21 protein-coding genes, 1 tRNA gene and 1 pseudogene are annotated in these 22,606 nt (G+C 68.3%); 9 read left to right on the top strand and 14 right to left on the bottom strand.

Annotated elements, in window-relative coordinates:
- Positions 1–7: 7 nt before the first annotated feature.
- Entirely contained in the window at positions 8–508 is a 501-nt protein-coding gene (locus MARPU_RS18075; RefSeq protein ID WP_025275151.1) for a GAF domain-containing protein, read from the bottom strand.
- A 245-nt stretch (positions 509–753) separates the two neighbouring features.
- The gene (locus MARPU_RS06170; protein WP_005220885.1) at positions 754–2,046 is read right to left on the bottom strand and encodes an HNH endonuclease domain-containing protein; all 1,293 of its coding nucleotides are present in this window, start codon (positions 2,044–2,046) and stop codon (positions 754–756) included.
- A 533-nt stretch (positions 2,047–2,579) separates the two neighbouring features.
- Here MARPU_RS06170 and MARPU_RS06165 point away from each other — a divergent pair.
- Positions 2,580–3,161, top strand: a complete 582-nt coding sequence (locus tag MARPU_RS06165) for a class I SAM-dependent methyltransferase (protein ID WP_005220884.1) — start codon at positions 2,580–2,582, stop codon at positions 3,159–3,161.
- Between the two features lie 413 nt (positions 3,162–3,574).
- Here MARPU_RS06165 and MARPU_RS06155 read toward each other — a convergent pair.
- The 5 genes from MARPU_RS06155 to rpsU all read right to left on the bottom strand — a co-directional run bounded on the left by MARPU_RS06155 (position 3,575) and on the right by rpsU (position 8,198).
- Positions 3,575–3,650 (bottom strand) — tRNA-Ile (locus MARPU_RS06155).
- 47 nt (positions 3,651–3,697) lie between these two features.
- Positions 3,698–5,563, bottom strand: a complete 1,866-nt coding sequence (rpoD, locus tag MARPU_RS06150; RefSeq protein ID WP_005220883.1) for an RNA polymerase sigma factor RpoD — start codon at positions 5,561–5,563, stop codon at positions 3,698–3,700.
- 73 nt (positions 5,564–5,636) lie between these two features.
- Positions 5,637–7,367 (bottom strand): DNA primase, encoded by a 1,731-nt coding sequence (dnaG, locus tag MARPU_RS06145; protein WP_005220882.1) that lies wholly within the window; start codon positions 7,365–7,367, stop codon positions 5,637–5,639.
- A gap of 41 nt (positions 7,368–7,408) precedes the next feature.
- Positions 7,409–7,852, bottom strand: a complete 444-nt coding sequence (locus MARPU_RS06140) for a GatB/YqeY domain-containing protein (protein ID WP_005220881.1) — start codon at positions 7,850–7,852, stop codon at positions 7,409–7,411.
- Positions 7,853–7,982: 130 nt separating this feature from the next.
- Positions 7,983–8,198 carry a 30S ribosomal protein S21 gene (gene rpsU / locus MARPU_RS06135; RefSeq protein ID WP_005220880.1) on the bottom strand — a complete coding sequence of 72 codons (216 nt, stop codon included), beginning with the start codon at positions 8,196–8,198 and terminating at the stop codon, positions 7,983–7,985.
- 194 nt (positions 8,199–8,392) lie between these two features.
- Between rpsU and tsaD the strand changes: the two genes are divergently transcribed.
- A complete protein-coding gene (gene tsaD, locus MARPU_RS06130) occupies positions 8,393–9,448 on the top strand; it encodes a tRNA (adenosine(37)-N6)-threonylcarbamoyltransferase complex transferase subunit TsaD (protein WP_005220878.1) in 1,056 nt (351 codons plus the stop codon).
- Between the two features lie 6 nt (positions 9,449–9,454).
- Complete coding sequence (locus MARPU_RS06125) at positions 9,455–10,600, top strand: TMEM43 family protein (RefSeq protein WP_005220877.1); 1,146 nt, start codon at positions 9,455–9,457, stop codon at positions 10,598–10,600.
- 72 nt (positions 10,601–10,672) lie between these two features.
- Here the strand turns inward: MARPU_RS06125 and plsY are convergent, their stop codons facing one another.
- Positions 10,673–11,266, bottom strand: a complete 594-nt coding sequence (plsY, locus tag MARPU_RS06120) for a glycerol-3-phosphate 1-O-acyltransferase PlsY (RefSeq protein ID WP_025275149.1) — start codon at positions 11,264–11,266, stop codon at positions 10,673–10,675.
- Between the two features lie 99 nt (positions 11,267–11,365).
- On the opposite strand from plsY, the gene folB reads away from it, so the two are divergent.
- On the top strand, positions 11,366–11,728 hold the full coding sequence (gene folB / locus MARPU_RS06115) for a dihydroneopterin aldolase (protein ID WP_005220872.1): 363 nt from the start codon (positions 11,366–11,368) through the stop codon (positions 11,726–11,728).
- Positions 11,729–12,015: 287 nt separating this feature from the next.
- On the top strand, positions 12,016–12,342 hold the full coding sequence (locus MARPU_RS06110) for a DMT family transporter (RefSeq protein WP_005220870.1): 327 nt from the start codon (positions 12,016–12,018) through the stop codon (positions 12,340–12,342).
- A 246-nt stretch (positions 12,343–12,588) separates the two neighbouring features.
- Here the strand turns inward: MARPU_RS06110 and cbiB are convergent, their stop codons facing one another.
- From cbiB to cobM, 3 genes are all read right to left on the bottom strand, one after another.
- A complete protein-coding gene (cbiB, locus tag MARPU_RS06105) occupies positions 12,589–13,533 on the bottom strand; it encodes an adenosylcobinamide-phosphate synthase CbiB (protein ID WP_005220867.1) in 945 nt (314 codons plus the stop codon).
- Positions 13,524–14,675, bottom strand: coding sequence for an adenosylcobinamide amidohydrolase (locus tag MARPU_RS06100; protein WP_005220865.1), 1,152 nt, complete (start codon positions 14,673–14,675; stop codon positions 13,524–13,526). The genes cbiB and MARPU_RS06100 overlap by 10 nt, the downstream gene beginning before the upstream one ends.
- 373 nt (positions 14,676–15,048) lie before the next feature.
- Positions 15,049–15,828, bottom strand: a complete 780-nt coding sequence (gene cobM, locus MARPU_RS06095) for a precorrin-4 C(11)-methyltransferase (protein ID WP_005220863.1) — start codon at positions 15,826–15,828, stop codon at positions 15,049–15,051.
- A 185-nt stretch (positions 15,829–16,013) separates the two neighbouring features.
- On the opposite strand from cobM, the gene tcuA reads away from it, so the two are divergent.
- The 4 genes from tcuA to MARPU_RS06075 all read left to right on the top strand — a co-directional run bounded on the left by tcuA (position 16,014) and on the right by MARPU_RS06075 (position 20,629).
- The gene (gene tcuA, locus MARPU_RS06090) at positions 16,014–17,399 is read left to right on the top strand and encodes an FAD-dependent tricarballylate dehydrogenase TcuA (protein WP_005220861.1); all 1,386 of its coding nucleotides are present in this window, start codon (positions 16,014–16,016) and stop codon (positions 17,397–17,399) included.
- Positions 17,386–18,519 (top strand): tricarballylate utilization 4Fe-4S protein TcuB, encoded by a 1,134-nt coding sequence (tcuB, locus tag MARPU_RS06085; RefSeq protein WP_005220859.1) that lies wholly within the window; start codon positions 17,386–17,388, stop codon positions 18,517–18,519. The genes tcuA and tcuB overlap by 14 nt, the downstream gene beginning before the upstream one ends.
- A gap of 677 nt (positions 18,520–19,196) precedes the next feature.
- Complete coding sequence (gene bluB / locus MARPU_RS06080; RefSeq protein WP_005220857.1) at positions 19,197–19,868, top strand: 5,6-dimethylbenzimidazole synthase; 672 nt, start codon at positions 19,197–19,199, stop codon at positions 19,866–19,868.
- Positions 19,865–20,629, top strand: a complete 765-nt coding sequence (locus MARPU_RS06075; RefSeq protein ID WP_005220856.1) for a cobalt-precorrin-6A reductase — start codon at positions 19,865–19,867, stop codon at positions 20,627–20,629. Before bluB ends, MARPU_RS06075 begins: the two co-directional genes overlap by 4 nt.
- A gap of 68 nt (positions 20,630–20,697) precedes the next feature.
- Here the strand turns inward: MARPU_RS06075 and cobJ are convergent, their stop codons facing one another.
- The 3 genes and pseudogenes from cobJ to MARPU_RS06065 form a co-directional block, all read right to left on the bottom strand.
- Entirely contained in the window at positions 20,698–21,423 is a 726-nt protein-coding gene (cobJ, locus tag MARPU_RS06070; protein ID WP_407636536.1) for a precorrin-3B C(17)-methyltransferase, read from the bottom strand.
- A 129-nt stretch (positions 21,424–21,552) separates the two neighbouring features.
- A pseudogene (locus MARPU_RS18115) lies at positions 21,553–21,870 on the bottom strand (precorrin-3B C(17)-methyltransferase); the annotation flags it as partial.
- Positions 21,870–22,601 carry a precorrin-2 C(20)-methyltransferase gene (locus MARPU_RS06065; protein ID WP_005220853.1) on the bottom strand — a complete coding sequence of 244 codons (732 nt, stop codon included), beginning with the start codon at positions 22,599–22,601 and terminating at the stop codon, positions 21,870–21,872. The pseudogene MARPU_RS18115 and the gene MARPU_RS06065, both read right to left, overlap by 1 nt.
- Positions 22,602–22,606: the final 5 nt, after the last annotated feature.

Below are 22,606 nucleotides of genomic sequence, written 5' to 3'. Positions count from 1 at the left end.
AGCGGCGTCAATGGATCCCGCCGCGCACCTGACGCAACTCCAGCAGATCGATGGTCAGGCGCGCGAGATCACGCAGGATCAACTGATGCCCGCCGGACATCCCAGGGCGGGGCGTGGCATCGATCACGCACAGGGTGCCGAGTGCGAAACCGTCGGCGGTGAGCAAGGGCGCCCCGGCGTAGAAACGGATGTGCGGCGGTCCCGTCACCAGCGGATTATCGCGAAAGCGCGGATCGAGTCTGGCATCGGGCACCACCATCACCTCCGTACCCTGGATGGCGTGCGCGCAGAAGGCCCATTCACGCGGGGTCTCGCGCCCGGCCAGCCCACAGGCCGACTTGAACCACTGTCGATCCCGATCCACCAGCGAGATCAGCGCGATCGGCGCCGAGAACAGAAAGGCCGCGATCCGCGTCAACCGATCGAACCCCTCCTCGGGCGGCGTGTCGAGCAGACCGTAACGCGCGAGCGCGGCCAGACGATCCGCTTCGTTGCTGTCTTCGCTCATAATCCCCCGCTTGACCTCCATGACGACTCCCGCTCGGCCCAGGCACACGATACACAGCGACCCTCGGTCAACGGCGTGATACACCCGTTGCTACAGGGATGGTGGCTGTGGGGGGGGAAGCCAAGCCGGAGGCGATGGAGTGGTGGGGGAGCCTCAGAGCGCTAAAGACCCGAAGAGATGAACGAGCAGATCGTGCAATCCGGGAACGATGTTGACGAGCGCTTCGGTCTGGATGGTTTCGTCGATCAGGATGGGCAAAGCGCCGGGGGTGCGTGCGCGTGCCCGAGACCCTGACTGTCGGCGGCCTGATCGGTCGCCGCTTCCAGGCGCATCGGGTGCGGGAGGGCCACCACACTCGAGGCAGTCATGGGGTCCACACTCAGGGACCTGTAGTGCCAGTCTGGAATGAAGCCCTGGTTGGTGGCCAGAGTCAGTAGAGGACCGAGAGTGCGCGCGAAGGCATTCTGGAGTTGATCGAAGTCCAACAGCGCTTCCAGCGACGGTAGATGCAAATCGGCCAGATAGTCCTCGACCACCTTGCCGAAACGCGCCTCGCCGAGCAACTGGCAAGCGATCAACAAACCGCGATGCTGCAAGGACACGAAGCCCGGCAGATAGTCAACGCTCGGGAGCCGGTTGGATTTGGCCGAGTTCACCGCAGACGGGGTTGGGATCAGGTTCCAGAGTTGATCGTGAACCACGAACGACCACGGCAGATAGTGATCGAGGGCGAAGCTCGCGGCAGTCAGCGGTTCACCGGAATAGATGCAGGTCAGTGGGGGATCGATCTCCTGCTCCAGGATCCCGCGCCAATACTTCGTCTGCTTGGTCAGCGCCTCGCGCTTGGCCGGCGGAAAGAGTTTGTTCGACAGACTCGGCGTGGTTGGATTGCGCCGCTGCATGTAGTGCAGCCAGCACCACGCCGCCCAGCTCTTGATGATCGACCAGTGTTGCTCCAAATAGGCCACCCAGGCCGGATGCCAGCGTATGGCCGAGCAATGCTGATAGTCGTCGCTATCGAAGCGGTAGAGTGGGCGTACCGTCTCGAAGTGGGCATTGGTGATCGCGGGCATGGCGCGTTCAAACACCATCCAGGCACTGCGGTCGACGCCCTGCAAGTGTGGCCCAAGGAAGGGAGCCAACAGACGATAGGGGACGAACTCCATCAGCCGCCCAGCCTCTTTGAGCGAGGCTGCTTCCAAAGCTGCACGCAGTACTTTGTGATCCACAACGCTGTGATTGGCGCTGCCCAAGTCCAGCTCTAGCCCATCGAGCTTCTGCGCGATCGTATCCTGAGTGCCGAACGACAACTTGAAGAAGGTGTGCGGATACCACGCAATCACCAGCATCTCGACGGTGAGTTCATCGTATGTATAGGGCCGTTCGGCGTCGAAGCGATGACGCTTGAGCAGATCCAGGAGCGCGAGGAAGAAGACGAACTTATAGGAGTTCGTGGTGTGCCGGAACAATGCCGAGAGGGCGCTGATGTTGAGGTCGAGGGCAGGAGGTAGCGTGTTGTTCTCGATCGGTTCGATCATCCTTTGCGTACCCTATCGACTTGATCAGCGCATCGATGCGAGCGCTTGATGACCGCCAAGTCTCTTCCATCATGGTCAGCTGGTGACCTTCCCGATTGGCGAGACCCAAACGTGGGGCAATACCCCCAGCATCCCATCATCCAGAAGGGCCAGCGTCAAGGTCTCGACATTGAAGCGAGCGGGCTTGCTCGGGGGCGTTGGCCTCGATCCAGCTTGGGATGTCGTGCTCGACCGAGTGCTCCAGTGTCGGGCACTTCCCCCACGAAGGGGCGAGCATACTGACCCAACAGGCATCCATCGTCAGCCGATGGCACAGGGGAGCGGCTTGGCGGTCTCGTCGATGACCTTGGCAGCCGCCGCGAGAAAACCGTCGAACGCAGTCAAGACCCTCTCGAAATCCCGAGTGGCCATGATTCGGCGAGGTATTCGATGCGATCGCGGGTGAGTTCCAGAAACATGGGGCCGCAAGGCCGATGGCGGTTCCGGGACAGCGTCGTGTAGACGCACAGTTATAGCGCGGACACAATCCCCGCATGACTCTTGATTACTACAACACCCACGCCAGCGCTTTCTTCGCCGCGACGCACAACGTCGACATGGAACCGCTCTACGCACGCTTTCTCGCCCATGTCCGGCCGGGCGGGCGACTGCTCGATGCCGGATGCGGCTCTGGCCGTGATACCCGCGCCTTCCTGGAACGCGGCTATACCGTGACCGCTTTCGATGCCTCGCCGACCCTGGCCACCCTCGCCACCGCCCATTGCGGGATCGATGTCGAGATTCGCCGCTTCCAGGAGGTCGAATGGTCTGCAATCTTCGACGGCATCTGGGCCTGTGCGAGTTTGCTGCATGTGCCACTGGCCGAGCTGCCCGCCGCCCTGTATCGACTCGCGCGATCGCTCAAACCTGCCGGTGTGCTCTATGCGTCGTTCAAGTACGGCACGAGCGAGCGTGAGCACAACGGTCGACGATTCACTGATCTCGATGAGGATAGGCTTGCAACGCTAGTGTCTCAGATCAAGGAACTGGAGATTCTAGAGGTCTGGACAACGGCCGATCGGCGACCGGGGCGGGAGTCTGAATGCTGGCTGAATGCGCTGCTACGACATCCGTAAGGTGTTGAAGTTCTGCGGGCATGATGGGGCCGGATGCAGCAGTCATCCTGAAAATGATATCGACTACTCAGTGCAGGCGGCTCTCCACCCCCGGTGTCGGCGCACCGCTTGGCAGCGCTGACGAGCGTCGTGCGCGAGGCGGGTGATGTCGTAGCCGAACTCGCGGCAGATCTGCTCGCCGAGGTAGCACTCGGCCTCGACCATGGCAAAGCTGTGCAGGTTCGTCGCCAGGCAAGGTAGCGAGGTCGTCAACGATCCAGCACCGACAGCATCAATGACCAGCGCCGCTCTCTTCATCCATCTTGGCGCGAACCAGGGCGAAGCCATTACGTCGATCCGGCCCGAAGTCGTCACGGATTGCCGTATGCAGTTCGGGCGGACTGCCTTTGTCGTCGATCCAGGGATGTCAAAGATGGTGGGCCGTGTAGGATTCGAACCTACGACCAAGGGATTATGAGTCCCCTGCACTAACCGCTGTGCTAACGGCCCGATGGGGTCTGACCCGTCGCGGATGGACGGGTCGAAAGGATAGCCGATCAGTCGGCGTCGAGGAAGCTGCGCAGGCGTTCCGAGCGGGTCGGGTGGCGCAGCTTGCGCAGGGCCTTGGCCTCGATCTGGCGGATGCGCTCGCGGGTGACGTCGAACTGCTTGCCGACCTCTTCGAGGGTGTGGTCGGTGTTCATGTCGATGCCGAAACGCATGCGCAACACCTTGGCCTCGCGCGAGGTGAGGCTGGCGAGCATGTTCTGGGTGGCCTCACGCAGCCCCTCGGAGGTGGCCGAGTCGACCGGGGAGACGACGCCGGCGTCCTCGATGAAGTCGCCGAGGTGCGAGTCCTCGTCGTCACCGATCGGGGTCTCCATGGAGATCGGCTCCTTGGCGATCTTGAGCACCTTGCGCACCTTGTCCTCGGGCATGTCCATGCGGATGGCCAGCTCCTCGGGGGTGGCCTCGCGGCCCATCTCCTGGATCATCTGACGGGAGATGCGGTTGAGCTTGTTGATGGTCTCGATCATGTGCACCGGGATGCGGATGGTGCGTGCCTGGTCGGCGATCGAACGGGTGATCGCCTGACGGATCCACCAGGTGGCGTAGGTCGAGAACTTGTAGCCGCGACGGTATTCGAACTTGTCGACCGCCTTCATCAGGCCGATGTTGCCTTCCTGGATGAGGTCGAGGAACTGCAGCCCGCGGTTGGTGTACTTCTTGGCGATCGAGATCACCAGTCGCAGGTTGGCCTCGACCATCTCCTTCTTGGCGCGACGGGCCTTGGCCTCGCCGATGGACATCTTGCGGTTGACGTCCTTCACCTCGGTGATGGTGAGGAAGTTCTCGCGCTCGAGGTCCTGGAGCTTGCGCTGGGCGCGACGCACGTCGACGGCCAGGGGCTCGAGACGCGCGGCATAGGGCTTGCCGCTGGCGAGCAGCTTGTCGAGCCACTCGGGGCTGCTCTCGTTGCCGCTGAAGCCCTCGATGAAGGCCTTGCGCGGCACGCCTGCCTGACGCACGCAGAGCGACTGGATCTGGCGCTCCTGGGCGCGGATGCGCTCGATGGTGCCGCGCAGCAGCTCGGCCAGCTCCTGGAACACTGCGGCGACCAGCTTGAACTCGAGGAAGACCTCGGAAGTCTCGGCCATCGCCTTGCGCGAACGCTCGTCGTCGCGACCGTACTGCTCGAGTGCCTCGCGCATCACCGCGAAGTGCTCGCGCAGCAGCTTGGCGCGGCGTGCCGCGTCTTCCGGATCGGGGCCGGTGTCGACCGGGGTGTCGTCTTCGTCGTCGTCATCGTCGGCGTCGCCGTGATCGGCGTCGTCGTCGGCAGCGGCGTTGTTTTTGTCCTTCTGCTGGGCGGACTGACCGTGCTGGACCGGAGTGGCCGGCTCGTCATCGGTGGCGTCGTTGAAGCCGGAGATGACATCGGTCAGGCGCTTCTCCTCACGCTCGACCTGGTCGAACAGCTCGATCAGGCGCTCGACCGCACGCGGATAGACCGACAGCGCGGCGAGCACCTGGTTGAGGCCGTCCTCAATGCGTTTGGCGATGATCAGCTCGCCCTCGCGGGTGAGCAGCTCGACCGAACCCATCTCGCGCATGTACATCCGCACCGGGTCGGTGGTACGACCGAACTCGCTGTCGACCGAGGCCAGCGCCGCCGCCGCAGCCTCCGCGGCCTCGTCGTCGGAGACCGCAGAATCGCTCAGGGTCTGGTCATCGGAGTCGGGCGCGGTTTCATGGACCATGATCCCCATGTCGTTGATCATGCGCACGATATCTTCGATCTGCTCGGCCTCGACGATACCGGGAGGCAGGTGATCGTTGACCTCGGCATAGGTCAGAAACCCTTGTTCCTTGCCCCTGGCGATCAGCTGCTTCAGCTGCGACTGATGATGTTCTTGGTCCATGGGATACCTTGACTAATGCTGCGGAAGGCGGCTTTTGAGCAAACTTCCAATTGTAGCATGAAAAATCACAAAGTTATGAGTCGTCGCGATGAGCGCGTGGATCGTCCGGGTCCCGCCCGACCCGAGCGCGCAGCTTGTCGTCAAGACTGCGCAACCATTCGCGCTTGCGGACCTCGGCGCCGAGCCGCTCCAGCGCCCCGTCGAACTCCGGCCCCGCGCCCTCCTCGGTGACGTGCCGCAGGAAGGGATGCACGCTCAGACGCTGCAGATAATCGAAGTGCGGATGATCACGCCAGCGCTCGATCAACGCAGCCTTGGTGAGAGTTGGGTGCTGCCGAATGGTTTCAAGCAATTCCACGAGGATTCCGACCCCTTGATTCGAGGCACGCCGCCAGTCCGTCGGCAGCTCGTCCACCCGCGTCACCAGTGACGGGTGATTGAGCAGCAGCGCAATGGCCCAGGCGGTACGGCTCGGGCGTTGCTGCTCCAGCGCGCCCTGATGCGGCGCCCGCGATGTCCGGCGTCGCGACGAGGGCGCGCGTCGCTCCAGCCCCACCAGCTCGCTCAGACGCTGTTCGAGCAGGTCGCGGAAGACCCCGGCGGGCACTCGCTCGATCAGTGGCCGGGCCAACGGCGCGAGCCGCGCCCGGCCATCGATGGTGGTCATGTCGACCTGGGCGGTGAGCTGGTCGAACAGGAACTGCGACAGCGGCGTCGCCCGCTCGACCCGCGCAAGAAAGCCCTCGGCGCCCTCCTTGCGTACCAGGGTATCCGGGTCCTCGCCCTCGGGGAGGAACAGGAAACGCTGGGGCTGGCTGCCGCTGGCCAGCGGCAGCGTGGTCTCCAGCGCCTTCCAGGCCGCGTCGCGCCCGGCGCGATCGCCATCGAAGCAGAACACCAGCTCGGGCGCGGTGCGCGAGAGGCGCTGCAGATGGTCCGCGGTGGTCGCGGTCCCCAGGGTCGCCACGGCGCAGTCGATGCCGTGTTGCGCCAGGGCGATGACGTCGAGATAGCCCTCAACCACCAGCACCCGTTCGAGCCCGCGCCGGACACCGCGCTGGGCCTCGAACAATCCGTAGAGTTCGCGCCCCTTGTGAAAGAGCGGCGTCTCCGGCGAGTTCAGATACTTGGGGCGGCCGTCACCGAGGATCCGCCCCCCGAACCCGATCACGCGACCGCGCCGATCGCGAATCGGGAAGATGATGCGATCGCGAAAACGATCGTAGCGCCGCCCGTCCTGCTCGCCGATCAGACCGCAGTCGACGAGCTGGCGACAGCGCTCGGGCGTACGCCCCAGACGCGAGAGCAGGAAATCTCCACCCCCGGGCGCGAAACCGATACCGTAACGGGCGGCGATCTCTCCGCTCAACCCACGCGACTTGAGATAATCGATCGCCCGCGCGGCTTGTGGGTGCTCGCGCAGCTGGCGACGAAACAACCCGTCGGCCTCGTCGAGCAGGGCAAACAGCGGACCATGATCCGGCCCGCGCACCTGCTCCCCACCCTCGACCGGGACCTCGACACCGGCGAGCCGGGCCAGTTCGTCGATGGCCTCGCGAAACGGCAGGCCATCGTGCTCCATGAGGAAGCCGATGGCGGTACCGTGAGCGCCGCAGCCGAAACAATGATAGAACTGCTTGGCCGGACTGACGGTGAAGGACGGGGTTTTTTCTTCGTGGAAGGGACAACGTGCCTGGAATTCCTTTCCGGCCTTGCGTAGCTGGACCCGCGCGCCGATGACATCGACGATGTCGACGCGCGTGAGGAGGTCATCGATGAACTCCGGAGGGATCTTGCCAGCCATGCGCGGATGCCAACGCCCGGAGGCGCGCGACGATCCGGTACTCAGCCCCCGAGCCGTTGCTTGACGAGTGCGCTCACCGCGCCCATGTCAGCACGCCCCTGGATCTTCGGGCGCAGCACGCCCATCACCTTGCCCATGTCGCTCATCGCGGCGGCACCGGTGGTCTCGACGGCCTCGTCGATACAGGCGGCGATCTCGGATTCGGTCAGCTGCGCGGGCAGATAGGTCTGGATGATCTCGACCTCGGCGCGCTCGCCGTTGGCCAGATCGTCGCGGCCGGCCTGGGTGTACTGATCGATCGAGTCGCGACGCTGCTTGACCATCTTGTCGAGCACCGCCAGCACCTGGGCATCGTCGAGTTCGATGCGCTCGTCGACCTCGCGCTGCTTGATCGCGGCCATGATCAGCCGGATCACCGCGAGCCGATCCTTGTCGCCCGCCTTCATGGCAGACTTCATATCCGCTTGGATTTGCTGCTTGAGCATGTGTCTTTCAGGAAGCCTGAGGGATGGGGTCAGGCCGAGATCGTTTCGCTCTGGATGCGCAACGGAACCGACAGGGCGAGACAGGCGCCGGTCCGTCGACCTCGGTCAGGGATACGCCGGGGATGGGACCTCAGTACGGGCGTTCCCAGCGACGTGCCTCGCGCTGCAGCTTCTTCTGGTGGCGCTTGACGGCCGCAGCCTTCTTGCGCTTGCGCTCGGAGGTGGGCTTTTCGTAGAACTCGCGACGGCGGACCTCAGCAAGCACTCCTGCCTTCTCGCAGGAACGCTTGAAACGTCGCATGGCGACCTCGAACGGCTCGTTTTCTTTGACGCGAACGCTGGGCATGGATTGTCCTTTATGGCTCCAAGTGGGTTGATTGGGCAATACAAAGAAGGGGGATTTTACGAGAACCCCGAGTCGATTGCAAAGACGAAAGCGCATACACCCCGGCGAGAAACCCCGCCAGGGAACCGGGGCCTGTGGGCCCGAACGCGTATACTAAACCGTTTGCGATTCGAGTGTTCGAGGGCCATTGCGGCATGCGTGTATTAGGTATCGAGACATCCTGCGACGAGACCGGCGTCGCCCTGTACGACGGCGAGCGCGGCCTGCTCGCCCACGCGGTCTACAGCCAGATCCCGATCCATGCCGAGTACGGCGGCGTGGTGCCCGAGCTGGCCTCGCGCGATCATGTCCGCAAGGCGTTGCCGCTGATCCGTCAGGTGCTCGACGAGGCCGGACTGACGCGCGAGGACATCGACGCCGTGGCCTTCACCGCCGGCCCCGGGCTGATCGGCGCGCTGCTCGTCGGCGCCGCGCTCGGGCGCAGCCTCGCCTGGGCGCTCGGGGTGCCGGCGGTGGGCGTGCACCACATGGAGGGGCACCTGCTCGCGCCGCTGCTGGAGGATTCGGCCCCTGATTTCCCCTTCGTCGCCCTGCTGGTCTCGGGCGGCCATACCCAGCTCGTCGACGTCACCGGAGTGGGCCGCTACCGCATCCTCGGCGAGTCGCTCGATGACGCCGCCGGCGAGGCCTTCGACAAGACCGCCAAGATCCTCGGCCTGCCCTACCCCGGCGGCCCCGCGCTCTCGCGCGTGGCCGAGCAGGGCGATCCGACGCGCTATCGCTTCCCCCGCCCGATGACCGACCGGCCCGGACTCGACTTCAGCTTCAGCGGCCTCAAGACCTTCGCCCTCAACACCTTGCGCGAGGCCGAGGCGGAGGGCGGCGGCGGCATCGACGCACAGACCCGCGCCGACATCGCCCGCGCCTTCGAGGAGGCGGTGGTCGACACCCTGGTGATCAAGTGTCGCCGCGCGCTGCGCGAGACCGGTCGGCGGCGCCTGGTGCTCGCCGGCGGGGTCAGCGCCAACCGCAGGTTGCGCGCGCGCATGGGCGAGGCGCTCGCCGCCGAGGGTGGCGAGGCGCACTACCCCCGGCCCGAGCTGTGCACCGACAACGGCGCGATGATCGCCTATGCCGGCTGGCAGCGTCTCGCCGCCGGCGCGAGCGAGCCGCTCCTGTTCAAACCCCGCGCGCGCTGGCCGATGGAAGCGCTGGCGCCGCTCACCCCTGCCATCGAAACGGAGATGTAGATCACGATGGACAGCTTCACCGAAACCACCCACCGCTCCTGGTTCAGCCGTCTCGGCGGTGCCCTCACCGGCATCCTCTTCGGCCTGATCCTGATCGTCGTCGCCAGTTCCCTGCTGTGGTGGAACGAGGGACGCGCGATCGACCGCACCCGCACCCTCGACGCCGGCGCCGAGGCCGTGGTCGCGATCGCCGCCACACCGGTCGATCCGGCCAATGATGGGGAACTCGTCCATCTCAGCGGCACGACCCACACCGATGCGCGGCTGCGCGATCCCATCTTCGCCATCGAGGTCCCGGCGATCCGCCTGGAGCGTCGGGTCGAGATGTACCAGTGGAGCGAGCAGCGCGAGTCGGAAACGGTCAAGGAACTCGGCGGCGGCGAGACCACGCGAACCACTTATAGCTACCAGCGCACCTGGTCGAGCCAGCCGATCGACTCCAGCGACTTCCGTCACCCCGAGGGCCATCACAACCCGACGATGCCCTACACCAGCGAGCAATGGCTAGCCGATCGGGTGACCCTCGGCGCCTTCCGCCTCGCCCCCGCGTTCGTCTCGCAGATCAACGGCGCGCGGGCGCTCCCCGTCGACGCCGAGGAGGCACCGACGGGCTTCGTCAGCGACGGCAGTGGCTTCTACAAGGGCACACCGGCGAGCCCCGAGGTCGGCGACCTGCGAGTCAGCTTCCGGGTGGTCGACCCCGATGGCGAGATCAGCGCGATCGGGCGCCAGCAGGGCGACACCCTGGTCACCGCGCGACTCAAGCACGGCACCATCGCCCTGCTCGAGCCGGGGCAGGTCGACGCCATCACCATGTTCGAGCACGCCCACAGCGCCAACGCCCTGCTCACCTGGGGGCTGCGTGTGGGTGGCGTGGTGGCGCTGTGGATCGCCCTGGCGCTGATCCTCGCGCCGCTCAAGGTCATCGCCGACCTGATCCCGATGCTCGGCAGCCTGGTCGGCTTTGCCACCGGACTGGTCTCGGCGTTGCTCGCACTGGCCACCGGCAGCCTGGTCATCGCCCTGGCCTGGATCGCGCACCGTCCATTGCTCGGCGGCGCCCTGCTGGTCGCCGCCCTGCTGTTCGCCGTGCTCGGCGCCGGACAGTGGCGCAAGGGTGCGCGCCAGGCCGCAGCAAACGCCACGGCCTGAACGCACCAAGGCGCTACCTGCCGGTGCAGGTAGCGCCTTGGTGAGCGGGACAGCGGATCGGCGGCGAACGGCTCAGTCGCTCGCGCTGATCCGTCCCTCGGTCCCTTCGAGCAGATTGCGGATGTTGCTGCGGTGACGCCAGATCAGCAGCCCGGTGATGATCAGCTGCATGCCGATCAGCGGCTTCTCGTCCCAGAACAGCCATACGAACAGCGGTGCCAGCGCCATCGAGATCAGCCCCGAGAGCGAGGAGATCTTCAGCACCTTGGCGACGAACAGCCACACCGCGGCGACACAGAGCCCGACCGGCCAGTAGAGGCCGAACTGCACGCCGAGCGCGGTGGCGACCCCCTTGCCCCCCTTGAACCCGAAGAACACCGGGTAGAGATGGCCGATGAAGGCCGCCAGGCCGACCCCGGCGAGCGCCAGCGGGTCGAGTCCGAGCAGGTGCCCGGCGAGCATCGGCACCAGCCCCTTGAGGCTGTCGCCGAGCAGGGTGATGGCGGCGGCCTTCTTGCCGCCGAAGCGCAACACATTGGTCGCGCCGGGGTTGTTCGAGCCCTGGGTACGCGGATCGGGCAGCCCCATCAGACGGCAGACGATGATGGCGCTGGAGACCGAGCCCAGCAGATAAGCGACGATGATGAGCAGGATGGATGTGATCATGGCGCGCATTGGACCCGGGATGCCGCCACAGGTCAAGCCTCGCGCGCACCGGCGCGAGGGCGTATCCTCTCTCGCTTTTCGCCGCCACCGGAGCCTGTCATGGACACCGTCTTCATCCGCGGCCTGCGCGTCGACACCGTCATCGGCATCCACGACTGGGAGAAGGCGCAGCCGCGCCCGCTGATCCTCGACCTGGAGCTGGCCACCGACGCCGCCCGCGCCGCCGCCACCGACCACATCGACGACGCCCTCGACTACGACGCCGTCGCCCGCCGCATCCGCCGCGAGGTCACCGACAACCGCGCCGAGCTGATCGAGACCCTGGCCGAGCGCTGCGCCACCGTACTGCGCGAGGAGTTCGGCATCCCCTGGGTACGACTGCGCATCAACAAACCCGGCGCCATCGGCGTGGACATCGACGTCGGCGTCGAGATCGAGCGCGGCTCGCGTCAGAACGACTGAGCCGCTGAGACCCAAGAACGTGCTGGAGAGAAGCGCCTCCAGCGATCAGCCTTTCAGCCGCCAGCCGCCAGCCGCCAGCCGCCAGCCGCCAGCCGCCAGCCGCCAGCCGCCAGCCGCCAGGAGATTGAACCGCAAAGACCCAAAGGACGCGAAGAAAGCCGAGCCGCGTGAGGGCAAACGGCCACTGGCGGCTGGCGGCTGATCGCTGGCGGCTCCTACTTCACGGCTCGCACCGAGCCGGCTCACCTGATTTCACCACCCACGTATCACGGAGACACGACATCACAATGGCCTGGATCTATCTCGTCATCGCCGGCATGTTCGAATGGGGGTGGCCGGTCGGACTCAAGCTCGGGATGACCGATCAGGGCATGCGCTGGGGCTGGATCCTGTTCGCGGCGGTCTGCATGGTCGCCAGCGGGGCGCTGCTACTGCTCGCCCAGCGCGACATCCCGATCGGCACCGCCTACGCGGTCTGGACCGGCATCGGCGCCGTCGGCGCCTTCGCCATCGGCATCTGGCTGTTCGCCGAACCGGCCACCCTCGCCCGCTTCTTCTTCGTCGGCCTGATCGTCATCGGCATCGTCGGACTCAAGCTGGTCTCGCCGGAGTAAGGGGGGCGAGCCGCCGGCTTTCAGCCGCCAGCCGCCAGCTATCAGCCTCCAGCGCGGCAGGCCGGGCAACGCGCAGCGTGCCCGGCGAAGAGGCGGATAGCTTGTGAAGATGGGCACGTTGCACTTTGCCCATCCTACGCAGCTTGCCGTTTGCGACGGTCGCTGAGTGAGGGCGCCGACTGGAGGCTGGCGGCTGGCGGCTGGCGGCTGGCGGCTGGCGGCTGGCGGCTGGCGGCTGATTCGTCTTCAGCTCGCAACCATCATCAACCCGAACCCCAGCGCCAGCAGCGCGGCGACCAGGATCAACCGCAGCGCGCGGCGCAGGTCGGCGCCGTCGAGGTCGGCGGACCAGTCGGGATCGCCGATATAGGCCTCGCCCATCAGCACGCCGCCGTACCACACCGGACCGAGCAGCCGCACCCGCAGCGCCCCGGCGCAGGCCGCCTCGCTCCAGCCCGAGTTCGGGCTCGGCAGCAGCGTGCGATAGCGCAACGCCGGCCACACCAGCCGGGGATGGCCGCGCAACAGCGCGGCGGCGAGCGCGATCAGCGGCACCGAGAGACGCGCCGGCAGCCAGTGCACCACATCGTCCGAGCGCGCCCCGGCCCAACCGAAGCGACGATAGCGATCGTTCTTGTAGCCGATCATCGAATCGAGCGTGGAGATCGCCTTGACCACCACCAGCCCCGGCACCCCGAACAGACAGAAGGCCCACAGCGGCGTGAGCACGCCGTCGGTGAGGTTCTCCGACAGGCTCTCGATGGTGGCGCGCACGATCCCGGCGCGATCGAGCCGGTCGGTGTCACGCCCGACCAGCATCACCATATGCCGGCGCGCCGCCGGCAGGTCATCGAGCGCGCGCAGCACCCGCAACCCCTGACCGAGCAGATCGCGGGTACAGAGCAGGCTGTAGGCGATGAACAGGTCCCAGCCGAAGGCGAGCGCCGGGTGCAGCGCAGCGAACCCGAGATGGCCGACCCACCACACCCCGAGCGCACCGCCGACCACCAGCAGCCAGTGCAGCACACCCCCGAGATAGCCATCGAGCCCGCGCGCAAAGAGCACGCGCTCGCAGGTCTGGATCCAGGCACCGATCAGCCGCACCGGATGGAAGCGATAGACCGGATCACCGAGCAGGGCATCGAGCAGACAAGCGCCGAGGACCAGCGCGACGGAAGAGGTCAGTTCCATTTGCGCGCAAACCCCTCGACCACCGCCAGTGCCGCCAGCTCGGCGGGCGCAAGCCCCGGCTCGGCGAGCAGACGCTCGCGCAGCGCCACGAAGGCATCCGGGCGCACCGCCACCGCCGCGCCGAGCTGCGCGGCCTGGTTGAGCACCGCCTCGCGGGCGACCTCGGCGTGCAACACCCCGTCGCGGGCCAGATCCAGCACCTCGGCCAGGGCGAAGGCCGCCGCCGCACTCAGCGGGTCGTGCACCAGCGCCTGCAGGTTACGGGCAAAGACCTCGGCGAGATCCGCCGCCAGCCAGCGCTCGGCGGCGCGGCACAGCGCCTGCTCGTCGCAGCCGTGACGTCCGAGCGCGCCGCAGAGGTTGCGCCGCAGCTCGGGACAGAGCCCGTTTTGCAACAGCAGCGAGCGGGTCACCGCCTGATGGGTGGCGCGCCCGAGCAGCTCGCCGAGCAGGTTGTGCCCGCCAGCCCACTGCCGCTCCCACTCACCCTCGCGTGCCAGCGGCGCGGCGATGGCGAGCTGATCGGTGCCGGTGCCGGTGGCCAGCGCGCTCGATTGCAGGCTGGGCACACGTAGATCGAGCACCGCCGCGCTCTTGCCCTCGGTCACCAGGGTCGCGGCGCGCACCAGACAGGCCGGCGTGCACGGCTGATTGACGAACACCAGGGTGACGATGGTACCGGCGCCACGCTCGGGTGGCGCCGCCTCGGACGCGGCAGCGCGCGCCCGACAGCCCTCCTCGCACTCCAGCCAGCCGGCGCGATCCCCGGCACGGGTGGCGTTGCCAAGCACCCCGGCGGTGGCGGCCACGGTCACCGCCAGATCGCCCTCGGCGGCATGCCCGAGCACCGCGCACTGCATGTTGGCGGCGGTGGCCATCAGCGCGGTGCGCGACGGCGGCAACCCGGCATCCTCGCAGGCGCGCACATGGTAGCCACCCGGCCCCTCGTCGACCGCGGTGGCCCCGCGCGGGTCGTGCGCCACACCCTCGCAGCCCTGGTGATTGGCCACATGGGTCAGATCCTCGCGCAGCCCGCCGTTGATCCGGCAGGTACTGAGCACCCGGTGCGGCCGCGCCAGCGCGGCGTACAGATAGCGGCCCCGACGATGGAGCTGATAACGATCGGTCTCTTCGAGCAACATGGGCGGGACCTGAGAGTGGCTGAATCGTGGGGGCGAGGAAAGGTCTTCAGCGGCCAGCGGGATTGAACCGCAAAGCCGCGAAGGGCGCAAAGATGAGCCGGACGGGCCGGGTAAGGCGCGGCATGCTTGGCGAAAAAGGCCGATAAACAGTGGCGATGGCCGAGGATGGTCCGACCGCGCCCTCTGCAATCAAGGGACGCGCGAAGTGACCTTGGTCACCACCGGGTAAGCAATCAGCCCTCAGCCGCCAGTGGACGCGTGCATCCCGAGACAGTCATCAGAAGGATGAACCGCCACACTGTCGACTGCCCCCGCCTGGAAGCCCATCACGCGCTTCTCTGCTTCGCGTCCTTTGCGCCTTTGCGGTTCACAGTCAATCCTCGCGCGCCGGGCGGAAGCGGCGCGGGAAGCTGGCGTCGTAGAGCTTTGAGGTGGCGCGCGGGGCGTGCTGGCGGGCGCCGAGCGCGGGGCTGACCAGGATCAGCGCCTGACGCTCGACCTTAGCCTCGCGGCAACGCGCGGCGATGTCGGCGATGGTGCCGCGCAGCACCAGCTCCTCGCCCGGCCAGGTCGCCTTGTGCACCACCACCACCGGCGCATCGGCGGCCCAACCGGCCTCCTCCAGGCTCTGGGCGATCGACTCGATGCGCTCGATCGAGAGGAAGATGCAGAGGGTGCAGCCGTGCGCGGCAAGCCCGGCGAAGTGCTCGCGCTCGGGCATCTTGGTACGCTCGGAGACGCGGGTGAAGATCACTGTCTGGGTGACCTCGGGCAGAGTCAGGCACTCGCCGGCGGCCGCCGCCGAGGCCATCGCCGAGGACACCCCGGGGACGATACCGACCTCGACCCCGGCGGCGTCGAGTGGCCGCGCCAGCTCGGCGACGACGCCGTAGAGGGTCGGGTCGCCGGTCTGCAGGCGCACCACCGTCTGGCACCGCGCGGCGCGATCGAGGAGCCACTCGGTGACCTGCGCCAGGTCCATCGACTTGGAATCGGCGATCTCGCACTCGGGCGAGGCCCACTGCAGCGCGGTCTCGGCCACCAGCGAGCCGGTATAGAGGATGGCGTCGGCCTCGGCCAGCAGCCGGGTGCCGCGCACCGTGATCAGGTCGGGCGCGCCCGGACCGGCGCCGACGAACCACACCTTACCCATGGGCTCGGCTCCTGCGCGATGCGACGCGTGCGCGGATCAGGGATGGGGTCGGTTGCATGGGGCGCGGTCCTCTCGTATGGTCAAGGCCAAAGCCGAGTATTCTTGTAACCCATGTCACCCCTTGTCAAACCACCCGCGTCCGGCCCGCTAGAGCGGCCCTGCCCCACCCCCCGTCCCCAGCTGCGATGATCCCCGACCCGACCCCGGACGTCCTCGTCGCCGGTGGTGGCACTGCGGCGCTGTGCGCGGCGATCAGCGCACGCCGCGCCAGCGCCCGGGTGACCCTGATCGAACAGGCGCCCCGCGCCCGACGCGGCGGCAACACCCGTCATGCGCGCAACTTCCGCTATGCCCACGACACCGCCAACGCGCTGTCGAGCGGTCCCTATCCGGCCGCGACCTTCCTCGCCGACTTGCAAGGGGTGACCGAGGGCGGGACCGACCCGCTGCTCGCCCGGCTGCTGGTCGAGCGCTCGGCCGACCTGCCCGCATGGCTCGGCGGCTGCGGGGTGGCGCTGCAGCCGCGTGCCAGCGGGGTACTGCCGCCCTCGCGCAAGACCGCCTTCCTGCTCGGCGGCGGCACCGCGATGATCAACGCGCTCTATGCCGAGGCCGAACGGCTCGGCGTCGCCATCCACTACCAGTACGCGCTCGACGACCCGGGCCTGGACGGCGAGCGGGTCGAGCGGGTCGGGGTGCGCGACCCGCACGGCGCGACCCTGCACCTCGCCCCCGGCGCACTGCTCCTCTGCAGCGGCGGCCCCCACGCCAACCGCGACTGGCTCGCCCGGCACTGGGGCGCGCGCGCCGCCGGCATCCTCAATCGCGGCACCCCCTACTCCGAGGGCCGAGCGCTGCTGCGCCTGCTCGAACAGGGCGCCGAGCCGGTCGGCGACCCGGGGCGCGCCCATCTGGTCGCGATCGACGGGCGCGCGCCGGTCGATGACGGCGGCATCGTCACCCGGGTGCGCTGCATGCCCGCCGGGATCGTCGTCGACGGCGCTTGTCGACGCTTCCTCGACGAGGGTGGCGATACCGCCTCGACCCGCTATGCCCGCTGGGGCCAACGGCTGATCGACTGTCCCGACCAGGTCGCCTATCTGGTGCTCGACACCCCGGCGTGGCAGAGCGCCCCACCCTCGCTCTACCCACCGATCACGGCCCCAACCCCGGAGGCGCTGGCCGGGCGCCTCGGACTCGACCCGGAGGCGCTCATTGCCACCCTCGCCGCCTACAACGCCGCCGTGCGTCCGGGCGAGACCCCGGAGGCCGGTCACACCGAGGGGCTGGAGCCGCCCAAGAGCGGCCATGCGCGGGTGCTCGACACCCCGCCCTTCGCCGCCTACCCGATGCGCCCGGGCATCACCTTCGGCTACCAGGGTCTCGCCGTCGCCCCCGACACCCGGGTGCGGCTGACGCGAGGCGGGGTCGCCACCAACCTGTTCGCTGCGGGGGTCGCGATGCAACCTAACCTGATCCCGCGCGGCTATGTCTCCGGACTCGCGCTCACCATCGGCATGGTGTTCGGGCGCATCGCCGGCGAGGAGGCGGCGCGTCATGTCCTCAACTGATCCCCACGCCGAGGCGCGGCGCGCGCTCGCCATCTGCAACGCCTGTGGCTACTGCAACGGCTTCTGCGACGTCTTCGAGTCGGCGCGGCTGCGCCCGGCGCTGACCGACACCGACCTCGAACACCTCGCCCATCTCTGTCACCACTGTCGCAACTGTCTCTATGCCTGCCAGTACGCGCCGCCGCACCCCTTCGCGGTCAACGTCCCCCGGGCGCTGACCGAGCTGCGCCACCACGCCTATCTGCGCCACGCCTGGCCGCGCCCGCTGGCACGGCTGCTGGTCGATGGCCCGGCGAGTGCGCTGCTGGTGGCACTGGCGACCATCGCGCTGGTACTCGGCGCGGTGCTCGCGCTGGTGCCCCACACAGTGCTGTTCGCCGCGCACCAGGGCCCCGGCGCCTTCTATGCCGTGATCCCCTGGGGCTGGATGAGCCTGCTCGCAGCGTTGCCGCTGGGCTGGTCGCTGCTGGCCGTCACCGTATCGCTGCGCCGGGTGTGGCGCGAGGGCGCGAGCGCCGGCGAACCGCCCCCGGCGTGGCGTGACTGGCGCGCCGCGCTCGCCGATCTCGCCACCCTGCGCAACCTGCGCGGCGGCGGTCCCGGCTGCAACGACCTCGACGACCGCCCCTCGCACTGGCGCCGTCGGCTACACCACACCCTGCTGCTCGGGCTGCTCGGCTGTCTCGCCGCGACCACGGTCGCCACCGTCTATCACCATCTGCTCGGGCTGCAGGCGCCCTACCCCTGGTGGAGCCTGCCGGTGGTGCTCGGCACCCTCGGCGGACTGGCGATGACCATCGCCACCTTCGGGCTGGCCTGGCTCACCCTGCGCGCCGACCCGACGCCGAGCACCAGCGCGAGCCGTGGCGCCGACGCCGCGCTGCTCGCACTGCTCGCCGCCGTCGCGCTTAGCGGCCTGGCCCTGCTCGGCTGGCGCGCCACCGCGGCGATGGGCGTGCTGCTCGCGCTCCACCTCGCCACCGTGATCGCCTTCTTCCTGCTCATCCCCTACAGCAAGCTCGTCCACGGCGGCTACCGCGCCCTCGCCCTGCTGCGCGAGGCCGCGGCAAAGCGTCGGCGGACCCGGCGTGGGGCCGGCGATGCTTCAACCACGGGGTAGCTTTCAGCCACCAGCCGCCAGCTGACAGCCCCCAGCGGAGAGCGCCGACGCTCAGTGACTGACGACTGGCGACTGGTGGCTGAGGCCGGTGTGCGGCCGGGATGTTTGAACCGCGGGGCAGCTTCCAGCCACCAGCTGACAGCCGCCAGTGGGGAGGGCCGACGCTCATGACTGGAAAGGTTCGGCGCACGGCCGGGGATGCTTGAACCGCTAAGATACTGTCTTTCCCGTCAACCGCCGATCATGCACACCAGTCTCCCCGACTGGAGGCTGGATGCTGATCGCTGGAGGCTGGCTCGAACCACAAAGTCGCAAAGCGCGCAAAGTGAACGAGGGGTGAGGTTGGCGTAGGTCCCGACCGGCGCGGATCCACTCCGCTGCCTGGTCAGCGCGCCTGCTGGCGACTGGTCGCTCAGCGCTCAGCGAGAGCGTAAGACACCTTGCTCAGCTGACCACAGCTCTACCTCAACCACACCCCCCTTGGCGCCCTTCGCGCCTTTGCGGTTCTATATCCTGGCGGCTGGGAGCCACCGAACTGACCCATGCCCCTTGCGGTCCGGAATCGCCACCCGGCCCCCGGCAATCGCGCGCGACCCCGGGTATAATCCGCGCGCCGTACGGTCATCCAACCGTCATCCGGCCTCCCACTACAACAGCACGATAAGGAGGACAGAGCCTTGGCGCACAACCAATGGGCATTCACCGACAGCGAACGCGAGGCGGTCTACAAGGCGATCTTCTCGCGGCGCGACGTGCGCCGCGAATTCCTCCCCGAGCCGGTCCCGGAGCCGGTGTTGCGCCGCCTGCTCGCCGCCGCCCATCACGCCCCGAGCGTCGGTTTCATGCAGCCCTGGGACTTCGTGGTGGTGCGTGATCGCGACACCCGCGCCGAGATCAAGACGGCCTTCGCCCAGGCCCACGCCGAGGCCGCCGAGCAGTTCGATCCCGCCTCGCGCGAGACCTATCGCCGCCTCAAGCTCGAGGGCATCCTCGAGGCCCCGCTGGGGATCTGCGTCACCTGCGACCGCAGCCGTCACGGCCCGGTGGTGATCGGGCGCACCGCCAACCCCGAGATGGACCTCTACAGCAGCGTCTGCGCCATCCAGAACCTGTGGCTCGCCGCCCGCGCCGAAGGCATCGGCGTCGGCTGGGTGAGCATCATCCATCATCAGCGACTGCGCGAGATCCTCGCCATCCCCGACGAGATCGACGTGATCGCCTATCTGTGCGTCGGCTATGTGCGCTTCTTCCGCGACTGCCCGGAACTCGAGAGCGCCGGCTGGATCGAGCGCGCCGCGCTCGACGGCCTGATCCATGAGGAACGCTGGCAGGGCGGGCGGGAAGCATGAAGGCAACGGTGATCATCCTCGGTGGCACCACCGAGGGCTATGCGCTGGCCGAGGCGCTGGCGGGACGCACCGGGATCCGGCTGATCAACTCGTTGGCCGGACGCACCGACAACCCCCGGCTGCCGGCTGGCGAGACTCGGGTCGGTGGCTTCGGCGGCGCCGAGGGGCTGGCCGACTTCCTGCTGACGGTCCAGGCTGATGCGGTGATCGACGCCACCCACCCCTTCGCCGCGGCGATGGGCTGGAATGCTCACGCCGGCTGTGCCGCAGCCGCGGTGCCGCTGCTGCGCATCGAGCGCCCGGCGTGGCAGCCGCAGCCCGACGACCAGTGGTTCGAGACCGACGACTGGGAGGGCGCGCGCGCCCGGCTGCTGGAACGCGGCGCGCGGCGCGTACTGCTCGCGCTCGGTCGTCAAGAGCTTGCGCCCTTCGCCGGACTCGACGACATCCACTTCCTGATCCGCGCAGTCAGCGCGCCCGACCCCATGCCGCCCTTCGCCGACGCCGAGCTGCTGCTCGCGCGCGGGCCCTTCGACCTGGAGGACGAGCGCGCCCTGCTCGACACCCACCGCATCGACACCATCGTCTGCAAAAACAGCGGCGGCACTGCCACCGCCGCCAAGCTCACCGCAGCGCGCGAGCGCGGCATCGAGGTGGTGATGCGCCGCCGCCCGCCGCGCCCGCAACGCCCCACGGTGGCGCGGGTCGACGAGGCGCTCGCCTGGCTCGAACGCAAGCTCGACCACCCGCCCGAGCGCTGAGCGGCCACTGCAGGCGATCGCTTGGAGACAGACGCCGCCCGCAGTGACGACGTCTGCCGTTGGCAGGCTCAGTCCTGCTCGGCCGGTTGCGGATACCAGCGCGGGGTATAGACCCAGTCGCGACCCTCGGGGGTGCTGAAGTGACGGGTCTGGGAGGAGCCGACGATCACCACGGTGCGCATATCGACCTCTTGCGGGTCGAGCGCGCCCAGGGTGGTCACCCGCACCCGTTCGGCGGGACGGCCAACGTCGCGCCCGAGCACCACCGGGGTGTCGGCGTCACGCACCCCGCGCAACACCGCCAACGCCTCGCCGAGCTGCCAGGGCCGCGCCCGCGAGATCGGGTTGTAGCAGGCGATCACCAGGTCGGCGCGAGCGGCCAGCTCCAGCCGGTGGACGATCTGCGACCACGGCTTGAGGTTGTCGGAGAGCGAGACGATGCAGAAGTCGTGACCGAGCGGCGCGCCGATGCGCGCGGCGGCGGCCTGCGCCGCCGAGATCCCCGGTACCACCGCCAGCTCCACGCCGTGCCAGGCCGGCTCGGCGTGCTCGTCGAGCGCCTCGAGCACCGCCGTGGCCATGGCGAAGACGCCAGGATCGCCGGAGGAGACCACCACCACGTGCCGCCCCTCGGCGGCCAGCGCGAAGGCGGCGCGGGCGCGATCCATCTCGCAGCGATTGTCCGAGCCGTGGATGACCTGATCGGCGCGGAAGGGACCGGCCATCTCGACATAGGTGTTGTAGCCGATGATGTCCTGCGCCTGCTCGAGTTCGAGCCGCGCCGCCGGGGCCATCAGCGCGTGCGCCCCCGGTCCCAGCCCGACCACCGCGAGCCGTCCCGGACGCGGGCGCGGCGGCTCGACGGCGGTGATCGCCGCGCGCACCCCGAGCACTGCGGCGATGCGCTCGGCCAGGGCGTCGGCGCCACGCGCCGCGCCGAGCAGCGGCACCACCGCCGAGCCGTCCTCGGCGACCACCACCACCGCGCCGGCGTGATCGCCACGGGCATCGAGCAGTGGCGCTAGGGTCACCGCCACCGCACCGACCTCGCCGAGCACCACGCAGGGCAACCCGGCGCGATAGCTCGCGCGCAGCGCCTCGTCGCAACTCTGCTCGGCCTCGGTCGAGAAGGCGCACGGGTGCGGGTTGATGTCGTCGCAGGCGGCGGCGATACGTCCGGCCGTCACCCGTCCACGCGCGCTGGTAGCCAGCAGCAGCGGTCCCTGTTCGATCCGTTCCATCACACCCCCTGCCAGCGTTCGCCGGGAATCAGCACCATCGAGAAATACGGCACCTGCTCGGGTTCGACCTCGGCGAAGGGCCGCACCCGCTCGCCGTCCATGGTGGCGCGCTCGACATAGCGCGCGCGCTCGGCGATGCCGAGACGTTCGAGCACCCGGCGCAGCTTGGCGAAGTTGCTGCCGAGCTTCATGATCGCCGCGGCCTCGACCCCGGCGAGCCGCGCCTCCAGCTCCGCCTCCGGGAGAGTGGCGGCGATCACCTGCAGCGACTGATCGCGATAGACCAATGGAGTGCGCAGCACCGAGGCGCTGGCCATCACCGAGCAGATGCCCGGCACCACCTCGACCGGATAGCGCTCGGCGAGGCGGTCGTGCAGATACATGAAGGCGCCGTAGAAGAAGGGGTCGCCCTCGCAGGCGACGGCGACATCACGCCCGGCGTCGAGATGATCGGCGATGCGCGCGGCCGACTCGTCGTAGAAGGCGCGCATCGCCCCCTCGTAGTCGTAGGGCGGCGGCGGGCGCTTGCCGGTCACCGGATAGACCAGCGCCAGGCGCTCCTGGATCTCGCAGAGATGCGGCTCGATGGTGGCGAGCGCGTTGCCACGCTTGCCCTTGCCGATGTAGTAGGCCACCACGGGCGCGGCGCGCAACAGGCGCAGCGCCTTGAGGGTGAGCAGCTCGGGGTCGCCCGGGCCGATGCCCAGGCCGAGTAGACGGCCCTTGCCCATGTCGC

The organism is Marichromatium purpuratum 984, from assembly GCF_000224005.2.
Classification (GTDB): Bacteria; Pseudomonadota; Gammaproteobacteria; order Chromatiales; family Chromatiaceae; genus Marichromatium; species Marichromatium purpuratum.
The sequence above is the reverse complement of the archived record's forward strand: the minus strand, read 5'-3'. Positions and strand labels throughout refer to the sequence as shown.

Excerpts from the sequence above, each read along its gene's own strand:
- MARPU_RS18075 (WP_025275151.1), bottom strand. The coding sequence starts at position 508 with ATGAGCGAAGACAGCAACGAAGCGGATCGTCTGGCCGCGCTCGCGCGT.
- MARPU_RS06170 (WP_005220885.1), bottom strand. The coding sequence starts at position 2,046 with ATGATCGAACCGATCGAGAACAACACGCTACCTCCTGCCCTCGACCTC.
- MARPU_RS06165 (WP_005220884.1), top strand. The coding sequence starts at position 2,580 with ATGACTCTTGATTACTACAACACCCACGCCAGCGCTTTCTTCGCCGCG.
- rpoD (WP_005220883.1), bottom strand. The coding sequence starts at position 5,563 with ATGGACCAAGAACATCATCAGTCGCAGCTGAAGCAGCTGATCGCCAGG.
- dnaG (WP_005220882.1), bottom strand. The coding sequence starts at position 7,367 with ATGGCTGGCAAGATCCCTCCGGAGTTCATCGATGACCTCCTCACGCGC.
- MARPU_RS06140 (WP_005220881.1), bottom strand. The coding sequence starts at position 7,852 with ATGCTCAAGCAGCAAATCCAAGCGGATATGAAGTCTGCCATGAAGGCG.
- rpsU (WP_005220880.1), bottom strand. The coding sequence starts at position 8,198 with ATGCCCAGCGTTCGCGTCAAAGAAAACGAGCCGTTCGAGGTCGCCATG.
- tsaD (WP_005220878.1), top strand. The coding sequence starts at position 8,393 with ATGCGTGTATTAGGTATCGAGACATCCTGCGACGAGACCGGCGTCGCC.
- MARPU_RS06125 (WP_005220877.1), top strand. The coding sequence starts at position 9,455 with ATGGACAGCTTCACCGAAACCACCCACCGCTCCTGGTTCAGCCGTCTC.
- plsY (WP_025275149.1), bottom strand. The coding sequence starts at position 11,266 with ATGATCACATCCATCCTGCTCATCATCGTCGCTTATCTGCTGGGCTCG.
- folB (WP_005220872.1), top strand. The coding sequence starts at position 11,366 with ATGGACACCGTCTTCATCCGCGGCCTGCGCGTCGACACCGTCATCGGC.
- MARPU_RS06110 (WP_005220870.1), top strand. The coding sequence starts at position 12,016 with ATGGCCTGGATCTATCTCGTCATCGCCGGCATGTTCGAATGGGGGTGG.
- cbiB (WP_005220867.1), bottom strand. The coding sequence starts at position 13,533 with ATGGAACTGACCTCTTCCGTCGCGCTGGTCCTCGGCGCTTGTCTGCTC.
- MARPU_RS06100 (WP_005220865.1), bottom strand. The coding sequence starts at position 14,675 with ATGTTGCTCGAAGAGACCGATCGTTATCAGCTCCATCGTCGGGGCCGC.
- cobM (WP_005220863.1), bottom strand. The coding sequence starts at position 15,828 with ATGGGTAAGGTGTGGTTCGTCGGCGCCGGTCCGGGCGCGCCCGACCTG.
- tcuA (WP_005220861.1), top strand. The coding sequence starts at position 16,014 with ATGATCCCCGACCCGACCCCGGACGTCCTCGTCGCCGGTGGTGGCACT.
- tcuB (WP_005220859.1), top strand. The coding sequence starts at position 17,386 with ATGTCCTCAACTGATCCCCACGCCGAGGCGCGGCGCGCGCTCGCCATC.
- MARPU_RS06075 (WP_005220856.1), top strand. The coding sequence starts at position 19,865 with ATGAAGGCAACGGTGATCATCCTCGGTGGCACCACCGAGGGCTATGCG.
- cobJ (WP_407636536.1), bottom strand. The coding sequence starts at position 21,423 with ATGGCCCCGGCGGCGCGGCTCGAACTCGAGCAGGCGCAGGACATCATC.
- MARPU_RS06065 (WP_005220853.1), bottom strand. The coding sequence starts at position 22,601 with ATGGGCAAGGGCCGTCTACTCGGCCTGGGCATCGGCCCGGGCGACCCC.